Annotated in this window: 32 protein-coding genes; 17 read left to right on the forward strand and 15 right to left on the reverse strand. The window is 51.9% G+C overall.

Annotated features, from left to right (window positions below; all coding sequences use genetic code 11):
- The gene (locus tag ACMVME_RS04445; RefSeq protein WP_068794501.1) at positions 1–651 is read right to left on the reverse strand and encodes a YceH family protein; all 651 of its coding nucleotides are present in this window, start codon (positions 649–651) and stop codon (positions 1–3) included.
- 9 nt (positions 652–660) lie between these two features.
- Positions 661–1245 carry a ribosomal protein S5-alanine N-acetyltransferase gene (gene rimJ, locus ACMVME_RS04450; RefSeq protein ID WP_013097146.1) on the reverse strand — a complete coding sequence of 195 codons (585 nt, stop codon included), beginning with the start codon at positions 1243–1245 and terminating at the stop codon, positions 661–663.
- 236 nt (positions 1246–1481) lie between these two features.
- Here rimJ and mdtH point away from each other — a divergent pair, with 236 nt between their 5' ends.
- The 9 genes from mdtH (at position 1482) to ACMVME_RS04495 (ending at position 8179) form a co-directional block, all read left to right on the forward strand.
- Positions 1482–2690: a multidrug efflux MFS transporter MdtH gene (mdtH, locus tag ACMVME_RS04455; RefSeq protein WP_014169547.1), complete on the forward strand. Its 1209-nt coding sequence runs from the start codon at positions 1482–1484 to the stop codon at positions 2688–2690.
- 124 nt (positions 2691–2814) lie between these two features.
- Positions 2815–3375, forward strand: coding sequence for a lipoprotein (locus tag ACMVME_RS04460; RefSeq protein ID WP_020884685.1), 561 nt, complete (start codon positions 2815–2817; stop codon positions 3373–3375).
- Between the two features lie 126 nt (positions 3376–3501).
- On the forward strand, positions 3502–4548 hold the full coding sequence (gene pyrC / locus ACMVME_RS04465; protein ID WP_032677867.1) for a dihydroorotase: 1047 nt from the start codon (positions 3502–3504) through the stop codon (positions 4546–4548).
- Positions 4549–4622: 74 nt separating this feature from the next.
- Complete coding sequence (gene dinI / locus ACMVME_RS04470) at positions 4623–4868, forward strand: DNA damage-inducible protein I (protein ID WP_020884687.1); 246 nt, start codon at positions 4623–4625, stop codon at positions 4866–4868.
- Between the two features lie 273 nt (positions 4869–5141).
- On the forward strand, positions 5142–5396 hold the full coding sequence (bssS, locus tag ACMVME_RS04475; RefSeq protein ID WP_008500827.1) for a biofilm formation regulator BssS: 255 nt from the start codon (positions 5142–5144) through the stop codon (positions 5394–5396).
- Positions 5397–5512: 116 nt separating this feature from the next.
- Positions 5513–6631, forward strand: coding sequence for an N-methyl-L-tryptophan oxidase (solA, locus tag ACMVME_RS04480; RefSeq protein ID WP_049022472.1), 1119 nt, complete (start codon positions 5513–5515; stop codon positions 6629–6631).
- A 59-nt stretch (positions 6632–6690) separates the two neighbouring features.
- Complete coding sequence (locus ACMVME_RS04485; protein WP_032670549.1) at positions 6691–6804, forward strand: DUF2770 family protein; 114 nt, start codon at positions 6691–6693, stop codon at positions 6802–6804.
- Between the two features lie 228 nt (positions 6805–7032).
- On the forward strand, positions 7033–7599 hold the full coding sequence (locus ACMVME_RS04490) for a cytochrome b (RefSeq protein WP_032670551.1): 567 nt from the start codon (positions 7033–7035) through the stop codon (positions 7597–7599).
- A gap of 1 nt (position 7600) precedes the next feature.
- Positions 7601–8179: a YceI family protein gene (locus ACMVME_RS04495; RefSeq protein WP_020884691.1), complete on the forward strand. Its 579-nt coding sequence runs from the start codon at positions 7601–7603 to the stop codon at positions 8177–8179.
- Between the two features lie 41 nt (positions 8180–8220).
- Here the strand turns inward: ACMVME_RS04495 and ACMVME_RS04500 are convergent, their stop codons facing one another.
- Positions 8221–9270: a rhodanese-related sulfurtransferase gene (locus ACMVME_RS04500; RefSeq protein WP_020884692.1), complete on the reverse strand. Its 1050-nt coding sequence runs from the start codon at positions 9268–9270 to the stop codon at positions 8221–8223.
- A 223-nt stretch (positions 9271–9493) separates the two neighbouring features.
- On the opposite strand from ACMVME_RS04500, the gene ACMVME_RS04505 reads away from it, so the two are divergent.
- From ACMVME_RS04505 to ACMVME_RS04515, 3 genes are all read left to right on the forward strand, one after another.
- Positions 9494–10420, forward strand: a complete 927-nt coding sequence (locus tag ACMVME_RS04505) for a Kdo(2)-lipid IV(A) acyltransferase (RefSeq protein ID WP_414743390.1) — start codon at positions 9494–9496, stop codon at positions 10418–10420.
- A gap of 141 nt (positions 10421–10561) precedes the next feature.
- Positions 10562–11791, forward strand: a complete 1230-nt coding sequence (mdtG, locus tag ACMVME_RS04510; RefSeq protein WP_032677863.1) for a multidrug efflux MFS transporter MdtG — start codon at positions 10562–10564, stop codon at positions 11789–11791.
- Between the two features lie 84 nt (positions 11792–11875).
- Positions 11876–12250, forward strand: coding sequence for a MysB family protein (locus ACMVME_RS04515; RefSeq protein WP_020884694.1), 375 nt, complete (start codon positions 11876–11878; stop codon positions 12248–12250).
- A 6-nt stretch (positions 12251–12256) separates the two neighbouring features.
- Here ACMVME_RS04515 and ACMVME_RS04520 read toward each other — a convergent pair whose 3' ends face one another.
- From ACMVME_RS04520 to mdoG, 3 genes are all read right to left on the reverse strand, one after another.
- Positions 12257–12484 (reverse strand): YceK/YidQ family lipoprotein, encoded by a 228-nt coding sequence (locus ACMVME_RS04520; RefSeq protein ID WP_020884695.1) that lies wholly within the window; start codon positions 12482–12484, stop codon positions 12257–12259.
- Between the two features lie 81 nt (positions 12485–12565).
- Positions 12566–15094 carry a glucans biosynthesis glucosyltransferase MdoH gene (gene mdoH / locus ACMVME_RS04525; protein ID WP_032681268.1) on the reverse strand — a complete coding sequence of 843 codons (2529 nt, stop codon included), beginning with the start codon at positions 15092–15094 and terminating at the stop codon, positions 12566–12568.
- The gene (mdoG, locus tag ACMVME_RS04530) at positions 15087–16640 is read right to left on the reverse strand and encodes a glucans biosynthesis protein MdoG (protein ID WP_025204472.1); all 1554 of its coding nucleotides are present in this window, start codon (positions 16638–16640) and stop codon (positions 15087–15089) included. The genes mdoH and mdoG overlap by 8 nt, the downstream gene beginning before the upstream one ends.
- A gap of 255 nt (positions 16641–16895) precedes the next feature.
- Here mdoG and mdoC point away from each other — a divergent pair, with 255 nt between their 5' ends.
- Positions 16896–18035 (forward strand): glucans biosynthesis protein MdoC, encoded by a 1140-nt coding sequence (mdoC, locus tag ACMVME_RS04535; RefSeq protein WP_014169528.1) that lies wholly within the window; start codon positions 16896–16898, stop codon positions 18033–18035.
- A gap of 34 nt (positions 18036–18069) precedes the next feature.
- Here the strand turns inward: mdoC and ymdB are convergent, their stop codons facing one another.
- The 5 genes from ymdB to csgB form a co-directional block, all read right to left on the reverse strand.
- On the reverse strand, positions 18070–18612 hold the full coding sequence (ymdB, locus tag ACMVME_RS04540) for an O-acetyl-ADP-ribose deacetylase (RefSeq protein WP_032681269.1): 543 nt from the start codon (positions 18610–18612) through the stop codon (positions 18070–18072).
- Positions 18613–18718: 106 nt separating this feature from the next.
- The gene (locus ACMVME_RS04545) at positions 18719–19039 is read right to left on the reverse strand and encodes a hypothetical protein (RefSeq protein ID WP_014169526.1); all 321 of its coding nucleotides are present in this window, start codon (positions 19037–19039) and stop codon (positions 18719–18721) included.
- A 159-nt stretch (positions 19040–19198) separates the two neighbouring features.
- Positions 19199–19531, reverse strand: a complete 333-nt coding sequence (csgC, locus tag ACMVME_RS04550) for a curli assembly chaperone CsgC (RefSeq protein ID WP_014169525.1) — start codon at positions 19529–19531, stop codon at positions 19199–19201.
- 59 nt (positions 19532–19590) lie between these two features.
- Positions 19591–20046 carry a curli major subunit CsgA gene (csgA, locus tag ACMVME_RS04555; protein ID WP_014169524.1) on the reverse strand — a complete coding sequence of 152 codons (456 nt, stop codon included), beginning with the start codon at positions 20044–20046 and terminating at the stop codon, positions 19591–19593.
- 41 nt (positions 20047–20087) lie between these two features.
- On the reverse strand, positions 20088–20543 hold the full coding sequence (gene csgB, locus ACMVME_RS04560; protein ID WP_020884698.1) for a curli minor subunit CsgB: 456 nt from the start codon (positions 20541–20543) through the stop codon (positions 20088–20090).
- Positions 20544–21309: 766 nt separating this feature from the next.
- On the opposite strand from csgB, the gene csgD reads away from it, so the two are divergent.
- Genes csgD through csgG form a run of 4 tightly spaced genes read left to right on the forward strand, consistent with a single transcriptional unit; the run spans position 21310 to position 23651 of the window.
- Positions 21310–21960, forward strand: a complete 651-nt coding sequence (gene csgD / locus ACMVME_RS04565; protein ID WP_020884699.1) for a biofilm master transcriptional regulator CsgD — start codon at positions 21310–21312, stop codon at positions 21958–21960.
- 4 nt (positions 21961–21964) lie between these two features.
- Positions 21965–22354, forward strand: coding sequence for a curli production assembly/transport protein CsgE (gene csgE, locus ACMVME_RS04570; RefSeq protein WP_020884700.1), 390 nt, complete (start codon positions 21965–21967; stop codon positions 22352–22354).
- A gap of 23 nt (positions 22355–22377) precedes the next feature.
- A complete protein-coding gene (gene csgF / locus ACMVME_RS04575; RefSeq protein ID WP_020884701.1) occupies positions 22378–22791 on the forward strand; it encodes a curli production assembly/transport protein CsgF in 414 nt (137 codons plus the stop codon).
- A 26-nt stretch (positions 22792–22817) separates the two neighbouring features.
- Positions 22818–23651 (forward strand): curli production assembly/transport protein CsgG, encoded by an 834-nt coding sequence (gene csgG, locus ACMVME_RS04580; protein ID WP_014169519.1) that lies wholly within the window; start codon positions 22818–22820, stop codon positions 23649–23651.
- A 43-nt stretch (positions 23652–23694) separates the two neighbouring features.
- Here csgG and ACMVME_RS04585 read toward each other — a convergent pair whose 3' ends face one another.
- The 4 genes from ACMVME_RS04585 to ghrA form a co-directional block, all read right to left on the reverse strand.
- Positions 23695–24177 (reverse strand): DUF1097 domain-containing protein, encoded by a 483-nt coding sequence (locus tag ACMVME_RS04585; protein ID WP_074439190.1) that lies wholly within the window; start codon positions 24175–24177, stop codon positions 23695–23697.
- Positions 24178–24273: 96 nt separating this feature from the next.
- Positions 24274–24828 carry a molecular chaperone gene (locus ACMVME_RS04590; protein ID WP_014169517.1) on the reverse strand — a complete coding sequence of 185 codons (555 nt, stop codon included), beginning with the start codon at positions 24826–24828 and terminating at the stop codon, positions 24274–24276.
- A gap of 20 nt (positions 24829–24848) precedes the next feature.
- A complete protein-coding gene (locus ACMVME_RS04595; protein ID WP_014169516.1) occupies positions 24849–25586 on the reverse strand; it encodes a phosphatase in 738 nt (245 codons plus the stop codon).
- Positions 25587–25670: 84 nt separating this feature from the next.
- Positions 25671–26609: a glyoxylate/hydroxypyruvate reductase GhrA gene (gene ghrA, locus ACMVME_RS04600; RefSeq protein ID WP_020884704.1), complete on the reverse strand. Its 939-nt coding sequence runs from the start codon at positions 26607–26609 to the stop codon at positions 25671–25673.
- Positions 26610–26723 lie beyond the last annotated feature (114 nt).

Genomic DNA, 26723 nt, shown 5'->3' on the forward strand with positions numbered 1-26723 from the left:
TTAATCTCCCAAATGTGCCAGCAGTGCGTCCAGGCGCTGTTTCAGCCCAGCGACCTCCTCTTCCAGCGCGTCCACGCGCGCCGTCAGGCTGCCGCTGACAACAGTGGACTCTTGTTCCGTTGCCAGCGTCGCGGTATCCACCTCGCCACTGAAGAGATGCATATAGCGGCTCTCACGCTTGCCCGGTTCGCGTGCCAGACGCACCACGTAAGGGCCATCCTCGCGGGTTGCAAGCCCTTCCAGGGTTTGTTCCACTTCCTGCATATCCGCAAACTCATGCATACGGGAAGCCCGTGTGCGCAGCTCGCCGGGAGTCTGTGCCCCGCGCAGTAAAAGGGTCGTGATCACCGCCACTTCCGCGGCGCTCAACTTCAGGTCGCCGAATTCGGAATTACAAAAACGTTGTTCGTACTTGGTGACGCGGTTTCCGAAGCCGCAGACGGTGCGCAGATAATGGCGTTTCACCAGTTCATCCAGCACATCCTGAACGTCATGCTCGCTGAGGTTCATTACCGGCTCGCGGTTGGTCTTTTGGTTGCAGGCCATCATGACGGCGTTGACAGAGAGCGGATATTGCTCCGGCGTCGTGACCTGTTTTTCCAGCAGGCATCCGACGACGCGCGCTTCTGCACCGCTTAACTGATATTTCATCTCTTCTCCTTAGCGACCCGCTGTCCAGTCCCGGGTGGTTAATGCCGTGAGGACATGGTCGCGCCATTCTCCATCTATCAGCAGATAGTCTTTGGCGTAACCCTCTTTCTCAAACCCTAAACGCGCCAGCAAATTACCGCTGCGCTGATTATGCGGCATATAGTTCGCCATAATACGATGGATATGTTGCGTGCGTTGCATATAACGGATCGCCACCGTTAATGCTTCATACATCAGCCCCTGCCCCTGCCATTTCTGACCGATGGAGTAGCCGAGGTAGCAGGCGTGAAACGATCCGCGCACGACGTTTGAAAAGTTGGCGATGCCGATGATCTCTTTTTCTTCAGGATCGAGCAGCGCAAAATAAAACGCACTTCCCTGCTTATGAAATTCCGCAATCATACTGAGGCGCGCCTGCCAGCCGGATGGGTAACAATGGCTCTCATCCCGAACGGGTTCCCAGGGTTTTAAAAACTGGCGATTCTCGGCGTAATAATCCGCCAGACGCCAGGCATCACGCTCATGCACCAGACGAACGACCAGCCTGTCCGTTGTCAGACGCACTTTTGGCACATTACTGCGATAGCCAAACATCGATACCACTCCTTCCCGTCACTTCTGCTGACCCATTAGCTTTACTATACCTGTGCCTGCGCCGTCTGTGAAAACAGTGACATACCATTTTGACCTCTTTTCACATTTTTCGATGAGAACTCTCTATCAAAGCGCTCTTTTGATAAAAAAATATTGTCACGCCCAGGGGTGGGAAAACGCGCAGTAACCCCGCAGAATGTTAGCGTGCTCACCATCCTGTTTTCCCTGGAGGGAAAATGTCCCGCGTATCACAGGCGAGGAGCCTGGGTAAATATTTCCTGCTAGTCGATAACATGCTGGTCGTGCTCGGCTTTTTTGTCGTGTTTCCTCTTATCTCGATCCGCTTTGTCGATCAAATGGGCTGGGCGGCGCTGATGGTTGGCATCGCGCTGGGTTTACGCCAGTTTGTCCAGCAAGGCCTTGGGGTGTTTGGCGGTGCCATTGCTGACCGCTTTGGCGCGAAACCGATGATTGTGACCGGTATGCTGCTTCGTGCGGCAGGCTTTGCCACGATGGCGGTTGCCCATGAGCCCTGGCTTCTGTGGTTCTCCTGCTTTCTCTCCGGGATCGGCGGAACCCTGTTTGACCCGCCGCGCACCGCGCTGGTGGTGAAGTTAATTCGCCCGCAGCACCGCGGACGTTTCTTCTCGATTTTGATGATGCAGGACAGCGCGGGCGCGGTAATTGGCGCGCTTCTGGGGAGCTGGTTGCTGCAGTACGATTTCCGTCTGGTCTGCGCGGCTGGCGCGGTGCTCTTTATTCTGTGCGCCCTCTTTAATGGCCTGTATCTGCCAGCATGGAAATTGTCAACGGTGAAAGCGCCGGTACGCGAAGGGCTGGGCCGCGTCCTGCACGACAAACGTTTTGTCACCTACGTATTGACCCTGACGGGTTACTACATGCTTGCCGTGCAGGTGATGCTGATGCTGCCTATCATGGTCAATGATATTGCGGGAACCCCGGCCGCCGTGAAATGGATGTACGCCATCGAAGCCGCGCTTTCGCTGACGCTGCTCTATCCGATTGCCCGCTGGAGCGAACGGCGTTTTCGCCTGGAACATCGTCTGATGGCCGGGCTGTTTTTAATGACGCTGAGCATGATGCCCATCGGTCTGGTGAATTCTCTCCAGCAGCTGTTTACGCTGATTTGCACCTTCTATATCGGCTCTATCATCGCCGAGCCAGCTCGTGAGACGCTGAGCGCCTCGCTTGCAGATGCGCGTGCCCGCGGCAGCTATATGGGGTTCAGCCGACTCGGTCTGGCCTTTGGTGGGGCTTTGGGTTACGCCGGCGGCGGCTGGCTGTTTGATGCAGGCAAAGCGCTGAATCAACCGGAACTGCCGTGGATGATGCTCGGCGCGGTGGGCTTTATGACGCTGCTGGCCCTCTGGTGGCAGTTCAGCCAGAAGCGCAGCGCAAGCGGCATGCTCGAACCGGGCGCGTAGCCCTTCCCTCTGGCGGGAGGTCGCTCCCGCCTCACTTCTCAGTTTTTTCTGCTGGTTTCTGCCATTTCACACTGACATACTGACGTAACAGGACAGAAGCGCCGATTTTTCGTTAAGGAACACTATGAAGAAAATTGTCATTGCCGCTGCATTCATTGTCAGCGGTCTGCTGGTGGGCTGTAACCAGCTTACGCAATACACCGTCAGTGAACAGGAAATTAATCAGGCGCTGGAAAAACATAACAACTTTTCAAAAGACATCGGCGTGCCCGGGCTTGCCGATGCGCATATCGTCCTCAGCAACCTGACCAGCCAGATAGGACGTGAAGAGCCAAACAAAGTGACGCTGAACGGGGATGCAAACCTCGATATGACCTCCCTCTTCGGCAACCAGAAAGCCAATATCAAGCTGAAGCTGAAAGCGCTGCCGGTCTTTAACAAAGAGAAAGGGGCTATTTACCTGCAGGAGATGGAAGTCGTCGATGCGGAAGTCACGCCGGACAAGATGAAATCTGTGCTGCAAACCCTGATGCCTTATCTAAATCAGTCGCTGCGTAACTATTTTAATCAGCAGCCAGCCTATGTCTTAAGTGAAGACAAGAGCAAGGGTGAAGCGCTTGCGAAAAAGTATGCTAAAGGGATAGAGGTGAAACCGGGAGAAATCATTATTCCCTTCACTGATTAACCCGTAGGGCGCCGAGGCGCCCTTTTTTTTACGGAAAAGTGTGCAAACGAAAACGTTTCCGCTTATGATTTGTGTCCGGCAAAAACAGCCATCCGAATGACTGATTCCTGACAAGCCGGAGCTTCCATGACTGCACAACCCCAGGTTCTTAAAATCCGCCGCCCTGACGACTGGCATATCCATCTGCGCGATGGCGATATGCTCAAAACCGTCGTGCCTTATACCAGCGAAATTTATGGCCGCGCGATTGTCATGCCTAACCTGGTGCCACCAGTCACCACCGTCGATGCCGCAATGGCGTATCGCCAGCGCATTCTGGATGCCGTCCCGGCGGGCCATGATTTCACCCCGCTGATGACCTGCTACCTGACCGATTCCCTGGATCCAAACGAAGTGGAACGCGGGTTTAACGAAGGCGTATTCACCGCTGCGAAACTTTACCCGGCCAATGCCACCACCAACTCCAGCCACGGCGTTACCAGCATTGATGCCATCATGCCGGTACTGGAGCGCATGCAGAAACTGGGTATGCCGCTGCTGGTTCACGGTGAAGTCACGCATGCCGAGATCGACATCTTCGACCGTGAAGCCCGTTTTATCGACACCGTGATGGAGCCCCTGCGTCAGCGCCTTCCCGCGCTCAAAGTGGTCTTCGAGCACATCACCACCAAAGATGCCGCGGAGTATGTCCGCGACGGTAACGAGCTTATCGCCGCCACCATCACGCCACAGCATTTGATGTTTAACCGTAACCACATGCTGGTTGGCGGTGTACGTCCGCATCTGTACTGCCTGCCGATCCTCAAGCGTAACATTCACCAGCAGGCGCTGCGCGAACTGGTTGCCAGCGGTTTCTCCCGCGCGTTTCTGGGCACGGATTCCGCACCTCATGCGCGTCATCGCAAAGAAGCAAGCTGCGGCTGTGCGGGCTGCTTTAATGCCCCAACCGCTCTCGCCAGCTATGCAACCGTGTTTGAAGAGATGAATGCCCTGCCGCATTTCGAGGCGTTCTGCTCACTCAATGGCCCCCGTTTTTATGGGCTGCCGGTCAATGAGACCTTCATTGAGCTGGAACGTAAAGAGAGCCAGGTTGAGGAAGCCATTCCACTGACCGATGACACGCTGATCCCATTCCTGGCAGGTGAAACCGTTCGCTGGACGGTAAAACGCTAAAAAATCAGTGCCCCTTGTTGTCAAACCGATAATATACCTGTATAAATAAACAGTATATTACACAGGGGGCATTTATGCGTATTGAAGTCACCATAGCCAAAACTACCGTTCTGCCTGCCGGCGCGCTTGATGCGCTTGCAGGCGAATTATCCCGTCGTATTAACAACACCTTTCCCGAAAACGATGGTGCCGTAACGGTGCGTTACGCGGCCGCAAACAACCTCTCCGTCATTGGCGGCGCGAAAGAAGATAAAGCGCGTATCACCGAAATCCTGCAGGAAACGTGGGAAAGCGCCGACGACTGGTTCATCACAGATTAACACTGCTCCCTCATTGTGTTTTTTTGCCGGGTCGCCCCGGCTTTTTTTTCGCCTGAAAATCCAGAAAGTTCAAATTAATTCGGCAACTTCTTTAAAAATCGTGAACAACATGGTGTTTTATTGTTCGAACAATCCTAAAAAGCAGAAAAATGTGTTGCTAGCTGTTTATTTTTCCCTTAGGAACCCTTATTACTTGTATACTGAAGTTGCTTCAGAAAAACATGCATTGAACCTCGAAGTCGTTGTCTTCTAACACGCATTATGGGGGTTATAATGGAAAAGAATAGCGAAGTCATCCAGACCCACCCACTCGTTGGCTGGGATATCAGTACCGTAGACAGCTACGATGCACTGATGCTGCGTTTGCACTACCAGACCCCAAATCAGCTGAACCGTGAAGAAGCGGAAGTTGGACAGACGCTGTGGCTTACGACAGACGTCGCCCGTCAGTTTATTTCTATTTTGGAAGCAGGCATCGCAAAAATAGAATCTGGCGACTACCAGGAAAATGAGTATAAACGGCATTAGCGTTTAGCCCACTTTTCACTCTACAGGCACCCTCGGGGTGCCTTATTTATTTCTCCCTTGTATAAGCCCCCGATGTTAATTACTCTGCTAACAAAGCGTTAGTTTAAGAGATGCCCATGAAATATGATCTGATTATTATTGGTAGCGGCTCCGTTGGTTCTGCCGCCGGATATTATGCCACCCAGGCTGGCCTCAAGGTTCTGATGATAGATGCCCATCTTCCCCCTCATTCAGAGGGAAGCCATCATGGCGATACTCGCCTCATTCGTCACGCCTATGGTGAAGGCGAGCGCTATGTCCCGCTGGTACTTCGCGCGCAAGCGCTCTGGGACGAACTGGCTAAACAGACTGAGGAACGCATTTTCGAACGCACGGGTATCATTAACCTTGGTCCTGCCCACTCTGATTTTCTCGCCAGCGTCGAACGCAGCGCGAAGACATTCAACCTGGACGTTGAGAAGCTCGACGCGGCGGGGATCATGTCACGCTGGCCGGAAATCACCGTCCCGGACGATTATGTTGGTCTCTTTGAAGCCCATTCTGGGGTGTTGCATTGCGAAACAGCAATAAAAACCTGGATAGCGCTGGCCGCGAAAGCAGGCTGCGCCCAGCTTTTCAATTGCCCGGTCGAGGCCATTAAACATGACGCTGACGGCGTCACGGTGACAACCCTGGACGGAGAGTACACGGCCTCCCGATTGCTCATCAGTGCAGGTACCTGGGTAACCCGTCTGCTGCCAGACCTGCCCGTACAGCCGGTGCGCAAGGTCTTCTCCTGGTTCCAGTCTGATGGCCGTTACAGTACGCAGAATAAATTCCCGGCGTTCACCGGCGAGTTACCCAACGGCGATCAGTTCTACGGCTTCCCTTCGGATAAAGACGCGCTCAAAATCGGGAAACACAATGGGGGACAAATCATCTCCTCTCCTGAAGAACGTAAACCGTTTGGCGCCTACCCACAGGATGGCTCTGAAGCCTTCTCGTTCCTGCGAAATATTCTGCCGGGCGTCGGTGGCTTACTCTATGGCGCGGCATGTACCTACGACAACACGCCGGACGAAGACTTTATTATCGATACGCTCCCCGGGCATGAGAATACATTGCTCATCACCGGTCTGAGCGGTCACGGCTTTAAGTTCGCGTCGGTGCTGGGTGAAATTGCCGCGCAGTTTGCCCAGGGTATTACACCGCAGTTTGATCTGACGCCCTTCTCTCTTTCACGTTTTAACGGATAATCCACCACGGGCTTCGGACGTTCCGGAGCCCGTCTTCATGTTACGGTTTGCGGGGCGCTATGCGCAAAGTTGTGGGTTTTCTCATCAATAATATTCGTGAGCATTTGATGCTCTATATCTTATTGTGGGCGCTGCTGGCCATCATTGATTTTATTTACATTGTATTTTACTGAAAGCCTGCCTGACATTTATTGACATTACTTTATATTTACTTAAGTTAGAACAATTCCTCAATTAGCCCTTTGTTAAGTCTTGCACGAAGACATTGAATTACCTTTGCGGATCATTTTCAAAACCGCTGAAATAAATAAAATAAAAATCAATATCGACTTATTTCAGTTGCAATATCATTCCTTCCCGTTCATTTTTACTGCTCTGTTTATTTGATAATGGTAATCCTGATGCAATTGCGTAACACCTCCCGGCGCTATGGAATAATATCCATAAGCTTGCACTGGATATTTGCTATTGCGGTCTATGCCATGTTCGGACTTGGCCTCTGGATGGTGACGCTCAGCTATTACGATGGCTGGTATCACCAGGCCCCGGAGCTGCATAAGAGCATCGGCGTGCTGCTGATGATGGGGCTGGTTATTCGCGTGATCTGGCGACACATTTCACCGCCGCCTGCCGCGCCAAAGACCCACAGTAAATTTACCCGTATCAGCGCTGTTGCCGCGCATATTACGCTTTATGCGCTGCTCTTCGCTCTTCTGATCAGCGGCTATCTCATTTCGACAGCAGAGGGTAAGCCAATAAGCGTTTTTGGCATTTTTGATGTCCCGGCAACGCTTGCCGATGCGGGATCACAGGCCGATATTGCCGGGGTGATTCACCTCTGGCTGGCATGGAGCGTGGTTATCCTGTCCGTGCTGCACGGGCTTGCCGCCCTTAAACATCATTTCATCGATAAAGACGATACGCTAAAGCGCATGCTTGGCCGCTCGTCAGTTGACTCTGGAGCTTAAAATGAAAAAACACCTGCTGGGTATCGCACTGGGTTCTCTGTTATTTACCACTGGCTCAGCCGTTGCTGCTGACTATAAAATTGATAAAGAGGGCCAACATGCTTTCGTCAATTTCCGTATTCAGCATCTCGGGTATAGCTGGCTGTATGGCACCTTTAATGATTTTGACGGCACATTCAGCTTTGACGAAAAAAATCCTGCCGCCGATAAAGTCAACGTGACCATTAATACCAACAGCGTCGACACCAATCATGCAGAACGCGATAAACATTTGCGCAGTGCGGAATTCCTGAACGTGTCTAAATTCCCGCAGGCCACCTTCACCTCCACGGAAGTGAAAAAAGATGGCGATAAGCTGGATATTACCGGCAACCTGACGCTCAACGGCGTGACAAAACCGGTTACGCTGAATGCAAAATTAATGGGCCAGGGTGACGATCCGTGGGGGGGTAAACGTGCCGGATTTGAAGCCGCAGGTAAAATTCACCTGAAAGACTTTAATATTACTACCGATTTGGGCCCTGCTTCTCAGGATGTCGAACTGATTATTTCCGTTGAAGGCGTTCAGCAGAAGTCATAATAACGACGCCCGGCAGGCTTTCACGCTGCCGGGCATCAGCCTTATTCAGGGTCGGGAATACCCAGTTTGGTGTTCAGACGGCCACGGGATTTATTAAAAATCTTGTTACCATTTTCCCGTCCTGCACGACGACGGCGTTGCTCCTCTTCCGGCAGCATGCTCTCTTCACTGCACAGTTCGCTGCAGCATCCGTTAAATTTCTCGGCACAGGCCGGACACTGAATAAACAGCAAATGACATCCGTCATTTTTGCAGTTGGTATGGGTATCACACGGCGTACCGCACTGGTGACAGTGGGCAATCACATCCTCTGAAATACGCTCGCCCATTCGTTCGTCAAAGACAAAGTTCTTACCGATAAAACGCACCGGTAAACCCTGCTCACGGGCACGGCGGGCGTACTCAATAATGCCGCCTTCAATGTGCCAGACCTTATTAAACCCGTTGTGCTTCATCCAGGCGCTGGCCTTCTCACAGCGGATCCCGCCGGTGCAGTACATCACGATCTTTTTATCTTTATGTTCCTGCATCATCTCAACCGCTTTTGGCAGTTGCTCGCGGAAGGTATCAGCCGGAATTTCCATCGCGTTTTCGAAATGCCCCACTTCATACTCATAATGGTTACGCATATCGATGAACACCGCATCCGGATCGTCCAGCATCGCATTCACTTCCGCCGCTTTCAGGTATTCCCCGACATCAGCGGCGTTAAACGCCGGATCGTCAATACCGTCCGCGACAATGCGTTCACGCACTTTCATGCGCAGTACCCAGAATGATTTACCGTCATCATCCAGGGCAATGTTCAGGCGTACACCGTTGAGAGCCGGATCGAACCCGTAAAGCAGGTCGCGGAAGGCGTTTACTTTGCTTTCCGGTACGCTGATCTGGGCATTGATGCCTTCACGGGCAAGATAGACGCGACCGAAAACATTCAGCGTCGTGAAGGCCTGATAAAGCGCATCGCGGGTCGCTTGTGGATCGTTGATGGTAAAGTATTTGTAGAATGAGATTGTCGTGCGCGGTTCGGTTTCAGCCAACATACGCGCCTTTAACATCTCATTCGAAACGCGGTTGTGTAACACTGGCATGGTGTACAAGTCCTGCAATCGTTAGAGAGAATGAAAAATCGGTCGGCATCATATAGCAAACAATGACAATTTACATCCACACAATTTACGCTACATTTCACACACCCCTAGTTAGTCAGACTTAACAATTGCTGCATTCGTACACGTTTCGAAGACAGACATTTTGGCTACGCCTCAAAAAATGAGACAATAGCTAAACAGGACGTTAGAACACAGGAAAGACATGACCCAGTTACCGAAATTTACTGTCGCCCTTTTGCATCCCCGCTATTGGTTGACCTGGCTTGGCATTGGTTTTTTATGGCTGATGGTCCAACTCCCTTACCCTGTGATTTTCCGTGTGGGCAAATGTGTGGGCCGTATTGGTCAAAAATTCATGAAACGCCGCGCCAGGATTGCCTACCGCAACCTTGAGCTGTGCTTCCCGCAGATGAGCGAGGCGGAACGTCATGAGATGGTTACCAGGAATTTCGAATCCGTTGGCATGGGGCTGATGGAAACCGGTATGGCGTGGTTCTGGCCAGACAAACGGATGGCCCGCTGGAGTGAAGTCACCGGGACAGGTATGGAGCCTGTGCATACGCTTCAGGCCAATAAGACAGGCGTACTGCTGATTGGCGTGCATTTTCTGACGCTGGAGATCGGTGCGCGTATGTTTGGCATGCAGGCACCTGGTATTGGTGTTTATCGCCCTAACGATAACCCGGTGATCGATTTAATCCAGACCAACGGCCGTATGCGCTCCAACAAAAGTATGATCGACCGGAAAGACCTGAAGGGGATGATCCGCGCGCTGAAATCAGGTGAAGTGATCTGGTATGCCCCTGACCACGATTATGGCCCGCAATCCAGCGTATTTGTCCCGTTCTTCGCCGTTGAAGAGGCGGCCACAACCACCGGTACCTGGATGCTGGCGAAAATGTCCAAAGCCGCGATCGTCCCGTTTGTCCCGCGTCGCAAGCCGGATGGCTCAGGCTACGAGTTAATGATGCTCGAGCCGGAACTCGCGCGGCCGCTGGACGATGCGGAAACGACCGCTCGCTGGATGAACAGAGTGGTTGAGAAATGCATCATGCTCGCGCCGGAGCAGTATATGTGGCTCCATCGTCGCTTCAAAACGCGGCCAGAGGGTATGCCGTCGCGCTATTAATTTTCCGTGCGGCCATCAGGGCCGCACGCTCATTTAGCTTTAAAAGCGCCTCCGCATTGCAGCGATCATAACCCAGGCGCATACTTAGCAGGCTTATTACTTCAGGCCTATGGTGCTCTGCACCTCATTATGCGGATTGTTATGTCACCCTCAGATGCCCCCATAAACTGGAAGCGTAACCTCACAGTTGCGTGGCTTGGCTGTTTTCTCACCGGTGCGGCGTTTAGCCTGGTGATGCCCTTCCTGCCGCTTTACGTTGAACAACTTGGCGTCACCGGTCACAGTGCGCTCAATATGTGGTCTGGCCTGGTCTTCAGTATCACCTTTCTCTTTTCCGCGATTGCTTCGCCCTTCTGGGGTGGCCTTGCCGATCGCAAAGGACGAAAGATCATGCTGCTGCGTTCGGCACTGGGGATGGCCATCATTATGGCGCTGATGGGCCTTGCGCAGAACGTCTGGCAATTTCTGATTTTGCGCGCGTTACTGGGCCTGCTGGGGGGCTTTATTCCTAACGCAAATGCGCTCATCGCCACCCAAATTCCGCGACACAAAAGCGGCTGGGCGCTCGGAACGCTCTCCACCGGTGGCGTGAGCGGCGCATTGCTGGGACCGCTGGCAGGCGGGCTGCTGGCGGATAACTACGGCCTGCGTCCGGTCTTTTTCATTACTGCCAGCGTCCTTTTTCTCTGCTTTATCGTCACGCTGCTCTGTATCCGTGAACGTTTCACCCCGGTCCCCCGAAAAGAGATGCTCCACGCACGGGATGTGCTGACCTCGCTTAAAAATCCCAGGCTGGTGCTAAGCCTGTTCGTCACGACCCTGATTATTCAGGTAGCAACCGGGTCGATTGCCCCTATTCTGACGCTCTACGTTCGCGATCTGGCCGGTGACGTCAGTAATATTGCGTTTATCAGCGGGCTTATCGCGTCGGTGCCCGGCGTGGCAGCGCTGCTCAGCGCCCCGAGGCTGGGAAAACTGGGGGACCGCGTGGGCCCGGAAAAAATCCTGATATGCGCCCTGGTGATTTCCGTTCTGCTCCTCATTCCGATGTCGATGGTACAAGCACCGTGGCAGCTTGGCCTGCTGCGTTTCTTACTGGGAGCGGCAGACGGCGCGTTACTGCCTGCGGTTCAGACCCTGCTGGTGTACAACTCAACGAACCAGATAGCCGGCCGCATTTTTAGCTATAACCAGTCATTTCGCGATATCGGCAACGTCACCGGACCGCTTGTCGGAGCCGGGATTTCCGCCAGTTTTGGTTTCCGCGCCGTGTTTATCGTCACCGCGGGCGTGGTGTTGTTTAATGCGGTTTATTCGTGGTTCAGTTTATCGAGGGCTTTACGACCGGTCGTTAATAAGACGAACGCGTGACAGCTTATTTTTGCATTCATACTTGCAGAACCCGATATTCAGCTATTCTTTCCCTGAAACCTTCAGGAAAACAGGGAGACACCAATGACCATGTACGCCACACTGGAAGAAGCTATTGATGCCGCTCGTGAAGAGTTCCTCGCCGATAATCCTGGCGTTGAGGAAGAAAATGCTGACGTGCAACAGCTTAATATCCAGAAATACGTTCTGCAGGACGGGGATATTATGTGGCAGGCCGAATTCTTTGCTGATGATGGCGAGGAAGGAGAATGTTTGCCGGTCCTGAGCGGAGAAGGTGCGCAGGCCGTCTTTGATGGCGACTATGACGAAATCGAACTACGGCAGGAATGGCTTGAAGAAAACACCCTGCACGAGTGGGATGAGGGCGAATTTCAGCTCGAGCCGCCGCTGGATACGGAAGAAGGACAGACCGCAGCCGATGAGTGGGATGAGCGTTAATTTCCCCTATTCATAAGGGCCGTGCTGAGCGTCGATCGGCAACAATAGCGTATCGAATACCAGTGAAAACGGTAAATCGAGCACGGTGAGATAGCGCCACGCTGAGTCACGTACATCCCATTTTACCCCGGGGTAGTACTGATTACCGTGGCCTTGCCCTGGAATGGTGCGGCTGATGATGCTGCCACAGCCGCTGAGTAAACACGCCATCATCACGGCGAGGATTATTTTCATCAATGACCTCTAAAAAAATACCGGCTTTTCAGCCGGTATTTTTATTTGCCGGGTAGCGTAACGCCGCCGGGCACAGAAGGCTTACTTCGCCTTCAGCGCGAGTGGATTAATTTTAATCTCTTTATAGTGGCTGACCCACGAAGAGTATTTTTCCGGCGCAGACCACACACGGTAGTGAAGGCGTGCCATCGTAACCGGATCGCTCAACAGCACCAGACGACGGTCGCGGTTGAGTTTTTCCGGCGTATCATTCAGCGCCTGCTCAACGTGACGATCGCGGGCAATCTCCAGTACCTGGCTTGCACGGTGACGCGCTGTCGCCATGGCCGTCGCCAGAGCGTTAAATGACGGGTTAAACACCGCGTGCATAAAGCCATCTTCCAGCGAGCGTTTGCGGTTCTGCTCCAGATACGTGTCGGTATCCACCAGCACCTGTGGCGGCGAATACTCTTCCGGGATCAGGAACAGTTTCCAGCGTTTGGTACGCAGCCCCACCGTTGAACGGCTCGAAATCACTGACACAAACGGTGACAGGATCAGCGAGAAGACAATCGGTGCCAGCCAGAACAGGAAGCGCAGATCCAGCCAGGCCATACCTGCCGCCCATACCAGACCCAGCAGCAGCTGCGAGCCATGACGCATGAAGGCTTCCCCCCACGGCGTGGAGTCATCATCACGCTGCGGTGAATTCCAGACCACTTCCCAGCCGAGGAACGCGCTGACCACAAACACGGTATGGAACAGCATACGCACCGGCGCCAGCAGCACCGAGAACAGCACTTCCAGCAGAAGCGAGAGCGTCACGCGGCAGAAACCACCGTACTCTTTCGAGCCTTTGCACCAGATCAGAATGATACTGAGCAGCTTAGGCAGGAACAGCAGTACCATGGTGGAGGCAAACAGCGCAATCGCCAGCTCCGGACGCCACTGCGGCCACACCGGGAACAGCTGGCGCGGTTGCAGGAAGTATTGCGGTTCCGTCAGAGCATGCACCACCTGTAGCGCAGTAGAGAGCGCAAGGAACATAAACCACAGCGGTGCGGAGAGATAAGACATTACGCCAGTCAGGAATACAGCACGGTGAACCGGGTGCATCCCTTTTACGAGGAACAGGCGGAAGTTCATCAGGTTACCGTGACACCAGCGGCGGTCACGCTTGAGCTCATCCAGCAGGTTCGGCGGCAGCTCTTCGTAAGATCCCGGCAGGTCGTAGGCGATCCAGACGCCCCAGCCAGCACGACGCATCAACGCCGCTTCCACGAAGTCGTGCGACAGAATAGACCCCGCAAACGAACCTTCCCCCGGCAGCGGAGCCAGCGCACAGTGCTCAATGAACGGCTTCACGCGGATAATGGCGTTGTGACCCCAGTAGTGAGACTCACCCAGTTGCCAGAAGTGCAGACCAGCGGTAAAGAGCGGCCCGTAGACGCGGGTTGCAAACTGCTGGCAGCGCGCATAAAGCGTGTCCATACCGGACGCTTTTGGCGAAGACTGGATGATCCCCGCGTTCGGGTTGGCTTCCATCAGACGCACCAGACCGCTCAGGCAGTCGCCGCTCATTACGGAGTCAGCATCCAGCACGACCATGTAGCTGTACTGATTCCCCCAGCGACGGCAGAAGTCATCGATGTTTCCGCTTTTACGCTTCACGCGACGACGACGACGGCGGTAGAAGATCTGGCCTTCACCCTGTACTTCCGCGATCAGTTCCATCCAGGCTTTTTGCTCGGCAACGCAAATGTCCGGGTTGTAGCTGTCACTCAGGATATAGACGTCAAAATGCGCCGCGTTACCGGTTGCCTTTACGGATTCCCAGGTCGCACGCAGACCCGCAAATACGCGGTCAACGTCTTCGTTACAGATAGGCATGATCAGCGCCGTACGGTGCTCAGGATTAAGGGGTTCATCCCCGACCGTTGAGGCTGAAATGCTGTATTTGTCCCGCCCCATCAGCAGCTGCAGGAAGCCCATCAGCGCGGTCCAGAAACCGGCTGACACCCAGCAGAAAAGAACGGCAAACAGCAGAAGAATGCCGCTCTGCAGGATATACGGCAGCAGCTGCATGAAGGAGACCCAGATATCCTGGCCCATCATGTCTGCAGGGTTGATAAGCGCCCAGCCCTGGTAAGGCAGAATGGTTTTCATGTACCAGGTAGCGACCACGGTCTGCGCCAGCGTCAGTAACAGCAGAATGTAACGACGAATGGTCCCCACGGTCCGCCATTTCTGTTCGGAGGCCTGCTCTTCTTTCGTCAGGCGCGACAGATAGCGCGGCGTAACATCACGCCCACGCAGGCGATCCCAGAAGCGGCCAACCGGGTTGGTGCGCCACGGGTCAGGGAACATCGAGGAACGCGTGGCTTTCGGCATTGCCTGAAGCTGATCGCGTCCTTCGTCGTCTTTAATCAACTGCCCTTCTGCCAGCGAGTCTGGCCATGCCTGCTCCAGACGCGCCTTTACTGACCCCAGCGGCGTATCATCGTCACGTGAAAACGGACGGTGTTCGCCATCCAGCGCGGTATGCACCGCGCGGATGTCGCTTTTAGGCAGCGCCGCTTTTTCAATGTCCGTCAGCGGCATGGCATCAATATATTCAGATGTATTATTCATTGGCAGGTAGCTGATAGCTCCAGGTTTCACTCAGCGGCTGATCGTTACTGACCAGCGCAGCACGCATTTCAGTGGTCTGTTTCGGATCTTTCACTTTCACGCGCAGCGTCAGACGCCAGCCTTTCGTTACCGGGTTATAGCGTACGGTGTTCTCAACGATTTCACCGTTATCACCGATGCTCGCCTGAGCGGCAACGGCGGTATCCGGGGACAGTTTTTTCATATCCTGGCCCGCGAAGTCCACAACAAAGGCCACGGTGCCATCAGGCTGACGGATCAGGTTAGACTGCTTCACATCACCCGTAGAACGGCGAGTCTGCATGACGTACGCGTTATCCGGCGCATGCAGTTTGTCTTCGTCGCGGCTAAAGGTAATGGTGTATTTGAAGTTCATCTCTTTACCGGCTTCCGGCAGCTGATCCGGCGTCCAGTAAGCAACGATGTTATCGTTGGTTTCGTCATTGGTTGGAATTTCAACCAGCTCAACCTTACCTTTACCCCAGTCACCTTTCGGCGTGACCCAGGCGCTTGGGCGCAGGTCATAGCGGTCATCCAGATCTTCAAATCGGGAGAACTGACGGCCACGCTGCAGGAGGCCGAAACCTTGCGGGTTTTCCATCGCAAAACTGCTAACAGCCAGATGTTTCGGGTTATTCAGCGGACGCCAGATCCACTCACCATTACCTGCATGAATAGAAAGACCGTTGGAATCGTGCAGTTCCGGGCGGAAGTTCGTCGCCGGTGACGGCTGATTCGGCCCAAACAGGAACATACTCGTCAGCGGTGCAACGCCCAGTTTGCCGACTTTATCGCGCAGGTAAACTTTGGACTGCACGTCAACGACCGTGTCACGGCCAGGCATAATCACAAAGCGATAAGCACCGGTCGCACGCGGGGAATCCAGCAGTGCATAAATAGTCAGGCGTTTGTCGGTTGGTTTTGGACGTTCAATCCAGAACTCGCGGAAACGTGGGAACTCTTCACCTGATGGCAGCGCGGTATCAATGGCGAGGCCACGCGCAGAAAGCCCGTACACCTGCCCTGCCCCGATCACGCGGAAGTAGCTGGCACCGAGCATGCTGACGATTTCGTCGTTTTTATCTTTGCTGTTGATCGGGTAAAGCACCTTGAAGCCAGCGAAGCCCAGGTCTTTAACCGTATCTTTATCGTGCTGAACATTGCCAAAATTGAAGTAATCCGGGCTGTACTTGATTTTACGTACCGCGGTCGCCGTCACTTCATTAATGGCAACAGGCGTGTCGAAGTACATTCCCTGATGATAAAACTCAAGCTTGAACGGGGTTTTAATGTTGTTCCAGTACGCTTTGTCATGGTTGAACTGGATCTGCTGATAGTCCGCATACTTCATGTCGCGGAAAACGGAGGGCAAGTTACTTTTTGGCGCTTCGTAGCTCTTGCCTGCCATCGATTTTGCCTGTTTTGCGACATCGTCGATGTTAAAGGCCAGTGCCGATGAGGTATACAGAGATAACACCACTGCAGCACCCAACCAACGCATTTTCATCATCTGTGGTTTATGTTTCATAATAAGTAAGCACTTCCCCCTTTGTGTGCTTATATCGATCCGATCCATTTTAATGGAAACTCAGGCAATCCGACAACATTATCACTGCTTTGTTCAGCTCGCTGGCTCATGGATTAAGCAAATGAAAGAACCCGCTTTTCACTTTGCGTGCTTATCCTGGAGACAGGGTGTCGGTCTTGGTGTAGGGTTGGCTTCGAATGTAACCATTATGAGTCTTAGGGATAAGGCGAAAAGTCTGAGAATGCACAAAGTTATATGAGCTCAACACCTGTAGAACGTGAATATTTCCTCGACTCGATCCGGGCATGGCTGATGCTGTTGGGGATCCCCTTTCACATTTCACTGATTTACTCCAGCCACACCTGGCATGTGAATAGCCAGATGCCTTCCTGGTGGCTCACGCTGTTTAATGACTTTATCCATGCCTTTCGTATGCAGGTGTTTTTTGTCATATCCGGCTATTTCTCCTACATGCTGTTCTTACGCTACCCGGTAAAACGCTGGTGGAAAGTGCGCGTGGAGCGTGTGGGCATTCCGATGTTGACCGCCATTCCCCTGCTGACGTTGCCGCAGTTTATTATGTTGCAGTACGTCAAAGGCAAAGCGGAGAACTGGCCAAATCTGACGCTGTATGAAAAGTACAATACCCTGGTCTGGGAACTGGTGTCTCACCTGTGGTTCCTGCTGGTCCTGGTGGTGCTCACCACGGTCAGCCTGGTCATTTTCAGCCGCCTGCGCCATCGCCTGAGTACCCAGGCCGATACCTTCTTCGCCAATATTACGCTGGGTAAACTGTCTCTGCTCTTTTTGCTGCTGGGTATCGCCTATGCGGCCGTGAGACGCACGCTATTTATCGTGTATCCGCCGATACTGAGTGACGGGCTGTTCAATTTCGTCGTGATGCAGTCGCTGTTTTACATCCCCTTCTTTTTAGCCGGTGCGCTGGCATTTATTCATCCCAAACTTAAATCGCTGTTTACCACCCCGTCGCCATGGTGCGCCCTGGGTGCCGCTATCGCGTTTGCGGCCTATCTGTTAAATCAGCGCTATGGCAGCGGCGATGGCTGGATGTATGAAACAGAAAGCGTGATCACCATGCTGCTGGGTCTGTGGATGGTGAATGTGGTCTTCGCGCTGGGACACCGCTTGCTGAACTTTAAGTCCAGCCGCGTGACCTACTTCGTCAATGCTTCACTGTTTATTTACCTGGTGCACCACCCGCTGACGCTGTTCTTCGGCGCTTATATCACGCCACATATTGCGTCCAACACGCTGGGTTTCTTTACCGGACTGGTCTTTGTGATTGGGATTGCCATCGTGCTTTATGAAATCCATCTGCGGATCCCGCTCCTGCGTTTCCTCTTTTCAGGAAAACCACAGGCTAAAGCCTCATAAACAAACGCGGCGCACTCAGTGCGCCGTGTTTGTTTTAGCTCTCTACGTCCTGTCCACGCTGCGTGAGAAGCCGCTGATAAAGGTGTGTGGTTTCTTCGTCGAAACAGACAAAAATCACCTTCTCAGGCATCGGCTTGAGGGAGAGGTATCGGTAAACGGTCTCTACCGCGATCGTGGCAGCGGCAGGTTTTGGATATCCGTATACCCCAGTGCTGATAGCCGGAAAAGCCATCGTCTTATAGCCGTTATCCGCTGCCAGGCGCAGGCAGTTGCGGTACGCCTCCTCCAGAATACTCGCCTCATACCGATCGCCGCCATGCCATACAGGCCCCACTGCGTGAATCACCGCTTTGGCAGGAAGATCTCCCGCGAGGGTAATCACCGCATGACCCGGAGGACATTCACCCTGCTGCTGACGCACAGCTTTACAGGCCTCAAGGAGCTGCGGTCCTGCAGCCCGGTGGATTGCGCCGTCAACACCGCCCCCGCCCATCAGTGATGGATTGGCCGCATTAACGATCACGTCGACGTGCATCGTCGTAATATCGCCATGAATGACTTCAATTTGCGGTTTCATACGTACCCTCTGCTACCCGCCTTTTTCTTAAGTGTATCGCAGAGGAGGTATGGATAAAAAACTATCGGGGAAAAACCTCTTCCGCCGGGGAGCGGAAGAGCGAGAATTAACGATACTGAATTTGAACAACCGCGAGCGTTTTTTCGGGATTAAGGTACTTCATGCTGAGAGTTGCGAGGCTGGAATCGTTGACCTGACCGTTAAGTACATCTTCATAGCTGACCCTGCGCGTTTGCATCCGATTATTATCCGGGCATGTCATTGCAAACGCGTCATGATGCGGTGTGACCACGCAGGGGTCTGCGACAATAGCGCCGCGAAAATGAATCACACCACCGTCGACAATCGTGGCTGAAAAAGCGGGGGTAATAAATGCAGAGAGGATCAAACCTAAACCATAAACCCGTCGGGCTAAATATTTGGTCACTATATGTACTCCTCAATGAAAGTCGTCCTTGAGGGGTAAACGCGCTCCGTTAGGGCAAACAAAGCATCACGTTATGGAACAGCACTTCACAGCTCCTGATAACAGCATAGCTCAACCGCGCACGCCCGCCATATCCACAACGTCTTGATTTCATAATCATTAGAGCGCACTTCCCGCTGGGGACCATTGCTGTGATAAATGAAGCGATTTCCCGTCAGAGACGGTGACAGTAATGTTCACCTTGTCTCCGGAATCTATATTTAAACTCAGTCGCATTAAATCAATCGTCTGATTAGCGGGAATAAAAAGTGTGTTTTGTTGCCGTGAAGAACTTTGCCCCCCCTGCCCCTGTCGCAAAGAGACAATCTGCACCTGACATTCACACGGTTCCGTCAGAATAACCTGCGGAATAATGGTGGTCATATTTCCCTGTTGCGATGTTTTAAACGTGATCTGACTGGAAAGCGCCGCGAGGAGAATTAAGGTATTCATGATGAACTCCCGAAAAAAAACAGGGCAAATGCCCTGTTTTTTGTAGCACAGACTGGAAATTAATACTGATGTGCAGTCGCGTGGTTGCCAAAACCAACCTGCTGAACAGTCACAGTGGATCCGGATGCGGTTTGATCAACAGCAGCACCGTTGCCACCACCGTACTGGCTAACGTTCATCACCGAGTGGTTACCATTCCACTGGTCAAGCGTTGCGCTGTTACCGAAACCATTCTGAGTCAGACTAATTGAGCTGTCATCAGAGCCCTGACCAACGTCAGCACCGTTACCGCCGCCACTCTGATTAATGGTCAGTGTGGAATTTCTCGCACTGGTTTGCAAAGCGAGAGCCGAGTTACCGCCACCGTACTGGTAAATGCTCAGCGTTGAATTTGGACCACTGTCATGACCACCGTGGCCATGCCCGTTACCCCAACCGCCTTGATTAATACTACCGGCCATAGCACTACCAGAAACTACGATTGCTGCAATTGCTGCCACTTTGATAAATTTCATGGTAAACCCCCATCGGATTGATTAAAGTCGCCGCTAAATAACTAACGCTGAATAACGCGAATCGCCATTTGCGACTGTCTCTGCACTACAACTGCGGTTTTCTGCGTACCGTACTGCGTAATATTTGCTCTATTACCCGACCCTTTTTGGATAATTTTCGCACTATTACCATATCCATCTTGCGTAATACCTGCATCATTCGCGCTACCGCTCTGATCGATCCAGGCAATATTATAAGTCCCTGATTGATCAACTCTCGCTCTGTTGCCTGCGCCATCCTGAGAAACAATGGACAATAATTTTGACCCGTCCTGGCGAACCTGAGCATCATTTAACATGCCCTGCTGACCAATAATGGCTGCCTGATTTAATGATGAACGACTTAATTCATTAACCGTGAAGTTATATTCAGCGTTAGCCAAATCTGAATCAGCCGCGATTACAAATCCAGGCGCACCCAGTAATGTAAACATCATAAATAACGATGTATTTTTCATGTTGTCACCCTGGACCTGGCTATTTGATAACGCCATAACCTTGTTACTGTGACTTCGTGTTAGAACGACTCGTAATTTGTTAACGCGTCGTTACGGTGATGAGTATGTCTGCCGAAACATTTTAAATATCTCACCCGCGTGGCTTATTTTTATTTATCACGTCACCTCAAAGTAGTAATTCCATGCAAAAAAACGTTATAGACCGGGGTTCTTATTTTTCTATTAAGCCTTTCTTAATAATCGATTGTGCAGCGGGACGAGAGGGGTAAAGCCCCCATGCAACGGACGCTAAACGAAACGCCAGGAGGACATTTTACACAACACGTGACACGAGACCTGTTTTCTTAAGACGCAGCATCGTTCATTCCAGGACTTAGAAAATCTCTGTGACTCATACCTCTTTACAGGAAGAAATAAATAATTAATACTCATAAAAATCAAACAATTATAAATATTTGTATGATTTTTAAAATCTGTGCAGGGTTATTTACATGTACAACTTTCTTATCATTCCACAACATTTAAAAGAGTCCATTTTCACAAATTAATATTGATTTTTACATCCTGTTACACGTTTAACACTTGCTTTAAAGTTAGTAATAGCTAGATTGAAATCAGATGTACGAAATTTGTTTTATATTTACCTCCTGCTGGAGGTTATGTTTTTTTTCTTCACACAGCAGTGCAACATCTGTCAGTACTTCTGGGGTCCTCTTTTTTATCTGGAGGACCGCTGTCAGGTGTCATAAAAAAGTGGGGTTTCATCATGTATAATGAAGTCCAAAGTTTACATGGTCATACGTTACTGTTGATCACAAAACCTTCGTTGCAAGCGACCGCTTTATTACAACATTTAAAGCAATCGCTGTCTCTGCACGGGAAATTACATAATATTCAACGTTCTTTTGATGATATTGCACCTGGCAGTATCATTCTGATTGATATGATGGAAGCGGATAAAAAGCTTATCCATTACTGGCAAGATAATTTAAGCAGGAAAAACAATAATATCCGCGTGTTATTATTGAATACCCCTGATGAGTATCCCTTCAGAGATATTGAAAGCTGGCCGCATATCAATGGTGTGTTCTATATCACGGAAGAAGAAGATCGGCTGGTCGAAGGTCTGCAGGGTATATTGCGCGGCGAGTGTTATTTTTCGCAAAAACTTGCCAGCTATCTCATCACGCACTCCGGAAATTACCGCTATAACAGTTCAGAGTCAGCGCTGCTAACGCACCGTGAGAAAGAGATCCTGAACAAATTGCGCATTGGTGCTTCAAATATTGAAATCGCCCGTTCGTTATTTATCAGCGAAAATACGGTAAAGACGCACCTTTATAATCTTTTCAAGAAGATAGCTGTTAAGAACCGAACTCAGGCTGTTTCATGGGCAAACGATAACCTCAGGCGTTAATCAAATGAAACGCACGTTGAGTTGGATCGCCGCAGCGAGTTTTATGCTCGCTGCCGGGAACGTACGGGCCGTCGAGGTCGAAGTTCCCGGATTGTTAACAGACCACACTGTCTCCTCGGTCGGGCACAATTTTTATCGTGCATTCAGTGACAAATGGGACAGTACATTTACTGGAAATATAACAATCAACGAGCGACCCAGTGCACGATGGGGAAGTTGGATAACAATAACGGCTAATCAGGACGTTATTTATCAAACATTTTTATTCCCCACGAAAATAGACTTCGATAAAAACGTAGCCTTAGCACTGGCTCAATCAGAAGATGCTATTAATCGCCTGCAAATTGATAAAGCGCTATTAAGCACCAGCGATTTAGCAAAAGACGAATTCTAGCGAACCTATATCCGGAGGCTGTCATGCGTATTGCATATGCAGTTGTTTCGATAATGCTAATAACCCCTATAAGCTGGGCCGGAAATATGACGTTCCAGTTCCGTAACCCTAACTTTGGCGGTAATCCCAATAATGGGGCGTTTCTGTTGAACGAAGCCCAGGCGCAAAACTCCTATAAGGATCCCAGCTTTAAGGATTTTAGCGTCGATACCCCATCGGCACTGGACAACTTCACGCAGGCTATCCAGTCGCAGATTTTGGGAGGGTTGCTGACCAACATTAATACCGGCAAACCCGGCCGAATGGTGACCAACGACTTCATTGTCGACATCGCCAACAAGGACGGACAACTCCAGTTGAACGTTACCGATCGAAAAACCGGGAAAACCTCCACCATTCAGGTTTCCGGTCTACAAAGTGATTCAACGAACTTTTAAACAACAACGAAATAAGGACAACGATCATGCAGCGCTTCCTGATATTTGTTGCAGTGTGCTTATTGAGCGGTTGTTTAACTGCTCCACCTAAAGAAGCTGCAAAACCAACATTAATGCCTCGGGCTCAAAGCTATCGTGATTTAACACATTTACCTGCGCCGACCGGTAAAATATTTGTCTCGGTTTACAACATTCAGGATGAAACGGGACAATTTAAACCTTATCCGGCAAGTAACTTCTCTACGGCAGTGCCACAGAGCGCCACCGCCATGCTGGTGACCGCCCTGAAAGATTCGCACTGGTTTATTCCTCTGGAACGTCAGGGTCTGCAGAACCTGTTAAATGAACGGAAAATTATTCGCGCTGCGCAGGAAAATGGCACCGTTGCGAATAATAACCGCATGCCGCTGGAATCACTGGCTGCGGCGAACGTCATGATCGAGGGATCGATTATCGGTTATGAAAGCAACGTTAAATCGGGTGGTGTGGGCGCGCGTTACTTTGGTATCGGTGCTGATACGCAATATCAGCTCGACCAAATCGCCGTAAACCTGCGTGTCGTCAACGTCAGCACGGGCGAAGTGCTCTCTTCGGTAACGACCAGCAAAACCATTCTTTCTTATGAAGTGCAGGCCGGGGTTTTCCGCTTCATCGATTACCAGCGTTTGCTGGAGGGTGAAATCGGGTATACCTCTAACGAACCGGTCATGATGTGTCTGATGTCAGCCATAGAAACCGGGGTAATCTTCCTGATTAATGATGGTATCGATCGTGGATTGTGGGACCTGCAGAACAAAGCAGAGGCGCAAAACCCGATACTGGTTAAATACCGCGATATGTCAGTGCCTCCGGAATCCTGACAGGAAGCGCATAAAAAAGGCGAGATCATCATCTCGCCTTTTTTTATTCACTTACCGCACTGATGTTTTGCGCTTTATCCCGTCTGGCGGCCAGCCAGAGGCCGCTGTTCTTCATGGCATAGCCAAACACCAACCCCAGCATTAGCGAGGGAAGCACCAGCGCCCAGTCCCCCTGCCCTGCAAACGTCGCGCATGCGCCCATAAAGGTACCGGGTACAAACGACAGCAGCATATGCTTTGCCTGGATACACATCAAAAACGCGACTACGCCGGTCATGATATAGCCCAGGATCTCCAGATGCGGGGCCAGCACGCTGCCCTTCATAATCACGAGTGCCCAGATAACACCGCTCATCAGGGTACAGCCAGAGATAAAAAGCCCTTTTACGCCGCCCTGCGGGCAGGCAAAGTAGGCCGTACAGCCCAGAAACCCGGCCCAGCTGAGCAACCCGAGAGAGACCGCCACCCATCCCCATAGTCCGGAGAGAATGCCTGTCGTGAATGCGATACAAAGTAATATGTTCATGGCGCGCATCTTAGCAGAAGCGCGCCATGGAAATGAGATCAGATGCACATTCCGTGCAAGATGAAATGTATGGTTGCAGAATTTATGTGGCCTAAATCACTCTTCATCCTCTTCTTCCAGCTCATCCCACATTGCCGCAATGGCGTCGCGGGTCAGCGGAGCCAGCGTTCTCCAGAACGGCGAGGTCGCATGTGCTTCAACTTTGCCGAGGAAAGTACCGCACCACGGCAGCAGATACGCTCCGAAGAGCGTTTCGATAGCCTCGTTCTCATCATCAGCGGCGTGATCTTCAATCCAGGATGCAGCCAGCAGCAACGTTCCGATATGGTCCGCAGGGGTATCCGTCAGCGGCATTCCGCGTTCAGAGAGAAACGCGCGCACTTCCGCTTCCGTCGCCCCTTCCTGCCAGGCTGAACGGTACGGCGAAACGCGGCATTCGTCGCCAATAAACAGTGCGTTGTAATCCGTTGAAATCTGCTGCATATCGCAACTTTTTTGCAGACGCTCCAGCAACTCATCCTGTTCCAGCGGCCAGTTTTGCGCCAGTTTCCCTTCACGAATCAGGGTAAAGAGTGGAACCAGCAGCGGGTCTTGCGGCTGACGATAGAACAGCGTACCCAGCACGCGGCAAAGGATGGAAAACTCATTCATTTTTTTATTCCATTACACAATTAAAGATCGGCAAATTCATCAATCGGATCCATTCCGCGTGACTCGAGGAAATCAAGCATGCGGCGTGGGGTAACGTTAAGGATCCTGTCTTCCGGGAAATCCACGTCATTCAGTATTTTCAGGCATTCACTAAAATCACCCAGCGTAAACGCGGTATGGGAATCGGAACCCAGCGCCACCATGCCGCCTGCATCCCGTACCGCAGCTGCAACGGCGCGACAGTTTGCTTCACTGCCCTTACGCGAGTGAACAAAAGAAGAGTTATTGATCTCCAGCGCCACGCGGTGTTTCGCTGCCGCCTGGGCAACAGCCTCGATATCAATCGGGTATTTAGGATTACCCGGATGAGAAATAATGTGCACGTTGCCGCTGGCTATGGCAGCAATCATCGCTCGGGTGTTCGTCTCTTTATCCTGTGGCGCGAAAACCGGCTCGTGGAAACCGGCAAGGATCAGATCCAGAGAGGTCAGCATCGGTCCGGTACAGTCGATTTCACCGTCTGTATTTTTAATGTTTGCCTCGATGCCGCGCAGTATCCCAATACCGTCCACCAGACGTGGCCAGATCCGCATATTCACAAAATGCCAGTAGTGCGGCGCATCTGCCATGTCCGGGCCGTGATCGGTAATCGCAAAAAGCGTAATGCCCTTGCGTTTCGCTTGCGCGATATAATCATGGAGGTTGCTATACGCGTGGGTACTGGCGACGGTGTGCATATGCAGGTCAACGGGATACATCTTTCTCTCCTCTGCGGTTTTTCCAAAGGATAGCAGTTATCTGCAGCGAATATTAGCAAAAACCCGGCTAACGCCGGGTTTCACTCAGTAGCCGCGCTGTCTGTCGACCTGTCCGGTTACCGGATGGCCCTGCTCCATCTCACTGATGGTGTGGGTAATATAGGCCACAGCTTCCGCCGGACGCGTGACCGCTGCAATGTGCGGCGTCATCGCCACACGCGGATGTGCCCACAGCGGGCTTTCGGCCGGTAACGGCTCGCGGCTGTACACATCCAGCATCGCCCCTTTCAGTTTTCCGCTGTTCAGCGCCTGCAGCAGATCGGACTCAACAAGGTGTACCCCGCGCGCCAGGTTCATTACGTAACTCTGGTCAGCCAGTTGATTTAGCAGTGCACCATTGATAATCCCCACCGTTTCGGCCGTATTTGGCAGCAGGTTGATGAGCACGCGCGTACCGTTCAGGAACGCAGGAAGCTCATCAGCGCCGGCAAAACTTTCTACGCCCGGATAATCCTTGCGGCTACGGCTCCAGCAACGCAGTGGGAAGCCCCACGGGGCAAGTGCTTCAGCGACTTTTGAGCCGAGCACGCCAGCCCCGAGGATACCAATGGTAAAATCTTCGCGCTGATAATCCGGCAGCGGTTCCCAGTGGGATTGCTGTTTTAGTGCCTGATAGTCGTCGAAGCGGCGGAACCAGTGCAGCACCTGGCTGACAGCATACTCCTGCATTTGCTGGCCCATGCCGGTATCTTCCAGACGGAAAAGAGGGATCTCTTCCGGCAGCATTTCAGGGTGTGCTTTCAGTTTGCTCAGAATCGAATCCACGCCGGCGCCCAGCGCAAAAACGGCCTTCAGTTTACGGCCCTGGAGCATTTCTACCGGCGGATGCCAGACCAGCGCGTAGTCAGCATGTTCGTTATCACCACGTTTCCACTCACGCACGCGCGCCCCGGGCAACGCCGCCGAAAGTGCCTTAATCCAGTAAGCAGTATCAAAAGTGGGGTGATAGAAGATTATATCCATAGTCATTCCTGCCTTTTATTGCGCTGTTTTGTGTTCATTTTCAACTGGATTGCCAGCATAACAAATTTTTCCCGCCACCGCGTTGTTGATAAAAAAGGCGCTTTCAGCACATTT

Origin of the sequence: Enterobacter cloacae complex sp. 2024EL-00711, assembly GCF_047529885.1 — a bacterium.
GTDB lineage: Bacteria > Pseudomonadota > Gammaproteobacteria > Enterobacterales > Enterobacteriaceae > Enterobacter > Enterobacter ludwigii.

Excerpts from the sequence above, each read along its gene's own strand:
- ACMVME_RS04590 (WP_014169517.1), bottom strand. The coding sequence starts at position 24,828 with ATGAATGAGTTTTCCATCCTTTGCCGCGTGCTGGGTACGCTGTTCTAT.
- ACMVME_RS04595 (WP_014169516.1), bottom strand. The coding sequence starts at position 25,586 with ATGTATCCCGTTGACCTGCATATGCACACCGTCGCCAGTACCCACGCG.
- ACMVME_RS04485 (WP_032670549.1), top strand. The coding sequence starts at position 6,691 with ATGCGCAAAGTTGTGGGTTTTCTCATCAATAATATTCGTGAGCATTTG.
- ACMVME_RS04585 (WP_074439190.1), bottom strand. The coding sequence starts at position 24,177 with ATGAACATATTACTTTGTATCGCATTCACGACAGGCATTCTCTCCGGA.
- mdoH (WP_032681268.1), bottom strand. The coding sequence starts at position 15,094 with ATGAATAATACATCTGAATATATTGATGCCATGCCGCTGACGGACATT.
- ACMVME_RS04515 (WP_020884694.1), top strand. The coding sequence starts at position 11,876 with ATGACCATGTACGCCACACTGGAAGAAGCTATTGATGCCGCTCGTGAA.
- csgF (WP_020884701.1), top strand. The coding sequence starts at position 22,378 with ATGCGTATTGCATATGCAGTTGTTTCGATAATGCTAATAACCCCTATA.
- ACMVME_RS04445 (WP_068794501.1), bottom strand. The coding sequence starts at position 651 with ATGAAATATCAGTTAAGCGGTGCAGAAGCGCGCGTCGTCGGATGCCTG.
- csgG (WP_014169519.1), top strand. The coding sequence starts at position 22,818 with ATGCAGCGCTTCCTGATATTTGTTGCAGTGTGCTTATTGAGCGGTTGT.
- mdoC (WP_014169528.1), top strand. The coding sequence starts at position 16,896 with ATGAGCTCAACACCTGTAGAACGTGAATATTTCCTCGACTCGATCCGG.
- ghrA (WP_020884704.1), bottom strand. The coding sequence starts at position 26,609 with ATGGATATAATCTTCTATCACCCCACTTTTGATACTGCTTACTGGATT.
- csgC (WP_014169525.1), bottom strand. The coding sequence starts at position 19,531 with ATGAATACCTTAATTCTCCTCGCGGCGCTTTCCAGTCAGATCACGTTT.
- mdtH (WP_014169547.1), top strand. The coding sequence starts at position 1,482 with ATGTCCCGCGTATCACAGGCGAGGAGCCTGGGTAAATATTTCCTGCTA.
- ACMVME_RS04520 (WP_020884695.1), bottom strand. The coding sequence starts at position 12,484 with ATGAAAATAATCCTCGCCGTGATGATGGCGTGTTTACTCAGCGGCTGT.
- dinI (WP_020884687.1), top strand. The coding sequence starts at position 4,623 with ATGCGTATTGAAGTCACCATAGCCAAAACTACCGTTCTGCCTGCCGGC.
- ACMVME_RS04505 (WP_414743390.1), top strand. The coding sequence starts at position 9,494 with ATGACCCAGTTACCGAAATTTACTGTCGCCCTTTTGCATCCCCGCTAT.
- mdtG (WP_032677863.1), top strand. The coding sequence starts at position 10,562 with ATGTCACCCTCAGATGCCCCCATAAACTGGAAGCGTAACCTCACAGTT.
- ACMVME_RS04490 (WP_032670551.1), top strand. The coding sequence starts at position 7,033 with ATGCAATTGCGTAACACCTCCCGGCGCTATGGAATAATATCCATAAGC.
- mdoG (WP_025204472.1), bottom strand. The coding sequence starts at position 16,640 with ATGAAACATAAACCACAGATGATGAAAATGCGTTGGTTGGGTGCTGCA.
- csgB (WP_020884698.1), bottom strand. The coding sequence starts at position 20,543 with ATGAAAAATACATCGTTATTTATGATGTTTACATTACTGGGTGCGCCT.
- csgE (WP_020884700.1), top strand. The coding sequence starts at position 21,965 with ATGAAACGCACGTTGAGTTGGATCGCCGCAGCGAGTTTTATGCTCGCT.
- ACMVME_RS04460 (WP_020884685.1), top strand. The coding sequence starts at position 2,815 with ATGAAGAAAATTGTCATTGCCGCTGCATTCATTGTCAGCGGTCTGCTG.
- ACMVME_RS04500 (WP_020884692.1), bottom strand. The coding sequence starts at position 9,270 with ATGCCAGTGTTACACAACCGCGTTTCGAATGAGATGTTAAAGGCGCGT.
- csgD (WP_020884699.1), top strand. The coding sequence starts at position 21,310 with ATGTATAATGAAGTCCAAAGTTTACATGGTCATACGTTACTGTTGATC.
- rimJ (WP_013097146.1), bottom strand. The coding sequence starts at position 1,245 with ATGTTTGGCTATCGCAGTAATGTGCCAAAAGTGCGTCTGACAACGGAC.
- ymdB (WP_032681269.1), bottom strand. The coding sequence starts at position 18,612 with ATGAAACCGCAAATTGAAGTCATTCATGGCGATATTACGACGATGCAC.
- pyrC (WP_032677867.1), top strand. The coding sequence starts at position 3,502 with ATGACTGCACAACCCCAGGTTCTTAAAATCCGCCGCCCTGACGACTGG.
- bssS (WP_008500827.1), top strand. The coding sequence starts at position 5,142 with ATGGAAAAGAATAGCGAAGTCATCCAGACCCACCCACTCGTTGGCTGG.
- solA (WP_049022472.1), top strand. The coding sequence starts at position 5,513 with ATGAAATATGATCTGATTATTATTGGTAGCGGCTCCGTTGGTTCTGCC.
- ACMVME_RS04495 (WP_020884691.1), top strand. The coding sequence starts at position 7,601 with ATGAAAAAACACCTGCTGGGTATCGCACTGGGTTCTCTGTTATTTACC.
- csgA (WP_014169524.1), bottom strand. The coding sequence starts at position 20,046 with ATGAAATTTATCAAAGTGGCAGCAATTGCAGCAATCGTAGTTTCTGGT.